The following is a 6,239-nucleotide window of genomic DNA, read 5'->3' as shown; positions in this document are numbered from 1 at the left end:
AATGAAAAAAATGAGGGATTATTTTTCATATAAAAAATAATCCCTCATGGTTACCATTAATACTTTAAAGCGGAAACTCCCCAGAGAAAAAACCTACAAATCTCCACAATTCTTGGATGTCATCTTCCATCACAGGATAAGGAGCGTAGCGTTCATTGGTTGACTTAAGGATAAGCACATTTTTTTCGTTGAGATAGTTGAAAACTTTTTTCAAAACTACGCCTTCATCCTTTGTTACAACAATACAAATCGTTCCATTTTTGACGGTACGCCAATTATCAACGTATTCGGCAAACACCAAAGAGCCTTCTCTGAGAGGTAACATAGAATCACCTTGAATTGGGAAAACCCGATACTTGCGATCTTTTGGGAGAAACGGTACATTAAAAATCGGTAGGCGGCTAATATAATCAATATCGCCATAACCATTAGAGTACCCTGCAACTGCCTTTATTGGGACAAACTCTATATTTTCCTCATTTTCGTTATTGACAGTCGTGGCCAATATACGAAGTTTATCCTCCTGTCTCTTTGTTGGTTGATTGGTGGCCAAATCTTTGGTAAGCATATCATCAACGCTCACGTTGAAATAAGTCGCCAGCTTAATCAAATCAGCATAGCGTGGTTCAGCACGACCACTTTCATACGAACCGAGTGTAGATTTTTTTAAATCAACTTCCTCAGCAAGTTTCTCCTGCGAAACTTTACCGTCCAATTGTTTACGAAGGTACTGCAGGTTTTGGCTAAAAAAAGTATCCATTGTATATATATATCTAATTCCTAAAGTGAACACGCATTATTTGTGCAAAAACATTGTACAAAAATACCATATTTAGTCATGATTTCGCACTTTATCTGATAATATTCGTTGAAATGGTGTAAAATGGTAGGCAATTTATAAGTGTGGGCCTTATGTAGAATGGTAGGTAAGTAAATTTATAGATAAGAATGGTTATTTCAAAACAAAATTACAAGTTAAATTATTCATTTATTAGCCAGAATACAAAACAGGAGTCGTATCAATCTAGCGATTGAGCGAATGAGACATGCTTATAAACTTTTCATTCTAGCAATAGAGACGCAATCACTAGGCCTTTACTGCTAGAATGAAAACTTAGAACAAAGTATCAATTTGTACTTTCGGAAAGATGGATGTTTTCGATAAAGATTTTTCTTAAATATCTGAATAATCTGTAGGTCTTAAAAATCGAGTATCATTTTTAGAAACATTATGCTGATATTTGGGCATAGACGATAAGGTTTTCCATTCAGGGTCAGCACTGAAGGCCTTCCAATGAGCATCTCTATCAGCCTTATTTTCGAAAGTAGTCATATAAATTAAGTTTGGCATGGCAGCCCCCGAAACTACCTCAGAATAAAATACCGCATTAAAGTTTAACCTTTTAAATAATTTCACCTCGCCACCTGCATTAAACATATCTACTTTGTTTACATACAACTTTTCGCTAGGTCCTTCATAACTTCTAAATTCATATACTCTCTCAGATTTTGGACCTGATAAATTGGGCATTTGGAAATGAGGTTGATCAACAAAAGCTCTCATCAAGATAGATTCCATGCGAGAATAAACTGGCTTGTCCCAAGGGGTATCGATATAGTCTTTGCCTTCTTCCAGATAAGTTTTATCTTTCATTAATTTTGCCTCCAAATTTGACCATTCATCTTGAGACTTGAACGGAATAAATACATATACCAATTTCTCAGCGGGCTCGGCTGCATCAGGAGCAAGGATTGGCTTGAATACACCCACCTTTTCAATTCCAGCACGATGCATGGCAGGCAAATAGGCATTTTGAAGATAATTATCAAGACGAGACTCTTGCTCGGCTGTTTTTAATTTATAAATAATCAGTTGATAAAAATCGCGTTTGGGTGCTACCGCAAAGGAGTCTGTAACTTGAAGGATTGAAATCAACAATGCCAATACAAGCACAAGTTTGGTACTGAATACATGTTTCATCTTTTTAGTATAATTAGTGAATAATGTTTGGATATATAGTTAAAACAAGAAAGGATTGTTTTTTACTGATAAACTTAACAAAACTAGAAAGAATTAAAACAGTATCTACCATGATTTATCATAGAACGTGGTACGCAAAATAAATTTTAATTTTAAGGCAACAGGCTTTAGGCCTTAAACCAAAGAAAAATAGATATCTTTTATGAAATCATAAACGACAAATCGCCCTATGAGGAGTTATATCCTTATAGGGCGATTTGTCGTTTATTGAATAATTTTTATCTGTTGCGGCTCTTAAGCAATCGCACTTTCTCCCAGAACTTCACAAATCATACTATTGAGCATGAGCACAAACTTTGTTCCATCTAGCAAATCACGCAACTGTACAATTTCACAAAGCGTCAGCTTCCAAGAAAGCTGTGCCTGAGGAGCTTCTACTAACTCATAATCAAAATTATCGGATAAATTAAATATCATTTCATGAATATCTACCGACAAAACTTTTCTGCGAAAAGCCAAAAAATCTTGAATCCTAAAAATAGCAAGCATCCCATTGAATTGCACATGAATTCGGTTAGTCAAATCACATTGATAAGTACTTCCTTTTGAATTTTGATATAACTCGTGTAATGCTGAATACGCCATAAATTGTTTACTTTTTGATAACACTACAAAGTTAATAGGAGATTCATTACAACACAATAGTTATTTAAAATAAGTCTAAATAAATATTCGATTATTTATCCCAAAAAAAGGCTACCGTTTGAGTAGCCTTTTAATAACATTTAAAATGTGGTGGTAATCTGGGTATGTAATGACAATTTACATCATTAAACCCAATTATACCACATTAATCTACAATTTTACTTTTTCCATTTTAGGAGCAAAAAAATGCATAGCCATCCAAGCAAGTAAATATGCCACCGAACAAATAATGAAAATGACATTATAGCCAATATTTATATCGCCTGCTTTTTTGTACGAATCCAAAAGATAGCCTACCAAAATAGGAAACAATATCCCCCCTACCGAGCCAGCCATACTACCAATACCCACAACAGAACTAATTGCTTTGCGAGGGAACATATCCGAGGCAGTAGTAAAAATATTGGCACTCCAAGCCTGATGCGCCGCCATAGCCAAGGCGATTAATCCAACGGCTTGCCAAATATTGGTGCAGTATTGAGCAAAAAATACAGGCACAACCGCCACCGCAAAACTCAACATAGATGCTTTTCGAGCTCTAAAAACAGTCCAACCTTTTTTGATTAAATAACCTGATAAATAACCACCACCGATACTGCCAATTGTGGTAGCAGTATATACTACAATTAGCTCGATACTAGGCTTTTTCAAATCGAGTTGGAATCTTTCGGCAAAATAAGAAGGTAACCAATAAAGAAAAAACCACCAAATAGGGTCAGTAAACATTTTACCAAAAACAAAAGCCCAAGTTTGACGGATACCAAATAATTTTATCCATTTAACAGATTCAGTATTTTCTTGCTCTTGCTCATCGGCATCGCTATTGATGTATGCTAATTCCTGAGTACTCAATTTTGGATGCTTCGTAGGTGTTTCATAGTATAATTTCCAGAAAATCAACCATATAAATCCAACACCTCCCGTAATGATGAAAGCCTCGCGCCAACCATAAGCACCCAAAATCCATGGAACCATAATTGGTGCGACAACAGCACCTATGTTTGCCCCCGAATTGAATATACCAGTGGCAAAAGCACGTTCCTTTTTAGGAAACCATTCTGCCACCGTTTTGATGGCAGCAGGGAAATTGCCTGATTCTCCCAAACCCAGCAACATCCGCATACTAGCCAAACCGAAAGTTGAGCTTACCGCCGCATGCAATACCGCAGCCAAACTCCACCAAATGACGGATATGCTATAACCCAACTTGGTTCCAATCTTATCGATGATTCTACCAAAAAATAAAAAACCTGTCGCATACGCCGCTGTAAAGGCCATGATTACCTGCCCATAATCAGACTCGCTCCAATTAAATTCCTTTTCAAGAGTGGGTTTTAATAAACCAATTACTTGGCGGTCGAGGTAATTGATAGTAGTGGCAAAAAAAAGTAAGAGAACTATTCTCCAACGGTATTGTGGAATTTTAGAATTCATAAAAAACAGTTTAGGGTACATTGCCCAGACTAAAAGGCCTGCCAACGAACATTTTGATGATTAGAGTTATTGATTAAAGGCACGTTGCAGGGATATTTACCCATACAATCTTTGATAAGTTTGTACACAAAATTAAATTTAAGTACCCGGCTCAAGGCTGTAAGCCGTAGGCCTTCGGTAATAGATCTTTATAATTTCATAAAAAACGCTTTTTTTTAGCTTAGGGCATTCAGTTATGAGCCTTTGACAAAAACAAAGCTATTATTACTAAAAAACCATTTAACCCTCTTTGCCTTGTGCCTTCAACACAAAACTTAAATCTAATGATGTACGACTACTTATGTATCATTTATTTTACATTTTTTTATATTAATTCCATTTTTTTTAGCACATTTGCATCTATAGTCTCATATTGAGACAATTGAAGAATTTTATTTTTACTATCCATTTCAATAAAAACTTTTCAGGGTTTATTGCCTGTGAAAAGACATTAAAATCTCCTATTTAATCATGAAAAAAAATATTTTACTGAGCGCCCTGCTAGCTGTTAGCGTATTGGCTACTTCATCGAAATTAAGCGCTCAAGCAGACCCCTTGGTAGCAGGTAAAAATATTGCCGTTACCAATACCGATTTGGGCAAAGTGAGAGGTTATATTCACAACGGTACCATCATTTATAAAGGTATACCTTATGCACAAGCTGAAAGATTTATGCCTCCTACACGACCCAAAGCATGGAATGACCTTAGAAGCTCGACAGCCTATGGCCCTGTTTGTCCTACAGACCCCACCACCACGGTATTTGACCCTTTAGAATTTGCCTTTAATCATAATTGGGGTTATTCCAACGAAAACTGCCAAACTCTCAATATCTGGTCACAAGGGATAAATGATGGAAAAAAAAGACCTGTAATGGTATGGTTACACGGAGGGGGCTTTAGTGCAGGCTCAGCCATTGAGTTGCCATCTTATGAAGGAGAAAATTTGAGCAAAAAAGGGGATGTAGTTGTGGTATCAATCAATCATAGACTAAACGTACTTGGATTTTTAGATTTGTCATCATTTGGTGAAAAATATAAAAAATCAGCGAATGTTGGAATGATGGACATAGTAATGGCATTAGAATGGGTAAAAAACAATATTGCCAATTTTGGTGGAGACCCCAATAATGTAACCATTTTTGGTCAATCAGGAGGTGGAGCCAAAGTAACCACCTTAATGTATGCCCCTACTGCCAAAGGATTATTTCATAAAGCAATTAATCAAAGTGGTAGCTATCGACAAAGCTTTTTGGAGCAAGAAGATAGTCGAAAAGTCGGAGAGGCCTTACTGGAAGTGTTGGGTCTGAAACCCTCTCAGGTAGATTCTCTACAAAAAATCTCTTACGAAAAGCTGAATGAAGCCAGCAAAAAAGCTATCGCCAAAGTTCAAGAGCAGATGAAAAAAGATGGGAAGGCATTTGTGGGTGGTGGTTTGGGTTGGGGACCAGTTCATGATGGCGACTTTTTGCCCTACCAGCAAGTTGACCCAGCGGGATTAGCCATTTCGAAGGATATCCCTTTTTTAGTGGGTTGTACCAAAAACGAATTTATGGCTTCGCTAATAAATCCCGCCATTCGTGATTTTACCAAAGAACAAGCCGTAGAGTTTCTCAAAATACGTTATGCCAACCAAACAGATGCTTACTTGAAAGCGGTTGAGAAGGCCTATCCAAACACCACAAAACCATCTGATTATATCGATATAGATTTGGCAGCATTCAGACCAGGAATGGTAAAACATGCAAACTTAAAAGCAGATTTTGGAGGAGCTCCCGTATATGCCTACCTATTTACTTGGCAGTCGCCAGTAAATGATGGAATGTATAAAGCTGTTCACTGTATTGAATTGGGTTTTGTATTTAATAATATCGACCGTTGTCAAGAAATGACAGGTGGTGGCAAAGAAGCAAAAATCTTGGAAGATAAAATGAGTTGGGCTTGGATTAACTTTGCTCGTACGGGAAACCCCTCACACAAAGGTTTACCAGCATGGCCTGCCTATACTTCACAAAATGGCGCTACGATGCTTTTCGACAATAAGATAGAAGTAAAAAATCATCATGATAAAGAATTGCTGG

The 6,239-nt window shown here is 36.9% G+C and carries 5 protein-coding genes; 1 reads left to right on the top strand and 4 read right to left on the bottom strand.

From position 1 onward, the window contains the following. Positions 1–64: 64 nt before the first annotated feature. The 4 genes from ACOVQ4_RS12435 to ACOVQ4_RS12420 all read right to left on the bottom strand — a co-directional run bounded on the left by ACOVQ4_RS12435 (position 65) and on the right by ACOVQ4_RS12420 (position 4,120). Positions 65–760, bottom strand: coding sequence for an XRE family transcriptional regulator (locus ACOVQ4_RS12435; RefSeq protein WP_421820965.1), 696 nt, complete (start codon positions 758–760; stop codon positions 65–67). A gap of 414 nt (positions 761–1,174) precedes the next feature. Further along, the gene (locus ACOVQ4_RS12430; protein ID WP_421820964.1) at positions 1,175–1,981 is read right to left on the bottom strand and encodes an NIPSNAP family protein; all 807 of its coding nucleotides are present in this window, start codon (positions 1,979–1,981) and stop codon (positions 1,175–1,177) included. Positions 1,982–2,275: 294 nt separating this feature from the next. Beyond that, a complete protein-coding gene (locus ACOVQ4_RS12425; protein WP_421820963.1) occupies positions 2,276–2,626 on the bottom strand; it encodes a hypothetical protein in 351 nt (116 codons plus the stop codon). Between the two features lie 210 nt (positions 2,627–2,836). Beyond that, complete coding sequence (locus ACOVQ4_RS12420; protein WP_421820962.1) at positions 2,837–4,120, bottom strand: MFS transporter; 1,284 nt, start codon at positions 4,118–4,120, stop codon at positions 2,837–2,839. Between the two features lie 510 nt (positions 4,121–4,630). On the opposite strand from ACOVQ4_RS12420, the gene ACOVQ4_RS12415 reads away from it, so the two are divergent. Continuing rightward, positions 4,631–6,239, top strand: a 1,609-nt coding sequence (locus tag ACOVQ4_RS12415) for a carboxylesterase/lipase family protein (protein WP_421820961.1), incomplete at its 3' end; no start/stop codon positions are given.

It is taken from the genome of Flectobacillus sp. (assembly GCF_049240685.1).
Classification (GTDB): Bacteria; Bacteroidota; Bacteroidia; order Cytophagales; family Spirosomataceae; genus Flectobacillus.
This window is presented reverse-complemented; position numbering and strand designations above follow the sequence as displayed.

Excerpts from the sequence above, each read along its gene's own strand:
- ACOVQ4_RS12435 (WP_421820965.1), bottom strand. The coding sequence starts at position 760 with ATGGATACTTTTTTTAGCCAAAACCTGCAGTACCTTCGTAAACAATTG.
- ACOVQ4_RS12430 (WP_421820964.1), bottom strand. The coding sequence starts at position 1,981 with ATGAAACATGTATTCAGTACCAAACTTGTGCTTGTATTGGCATTGTTG.
- ACOVQ4_RS12425 (WP_421820963.1), bottom strand. The coding sequence starts at position 2,626 with ATGGCGTATTCAGCATTACACGAGTTATATCAAAATTCAAAAGGAAGT.
- ACOVQ4_RS12420 (WP_421820962.1), bottom strand. The coding sequence starts at position 4,120 with ATGAATTCTAAAATTCCACAATACCGTTGGAGAATAGTTCTCTTACTT.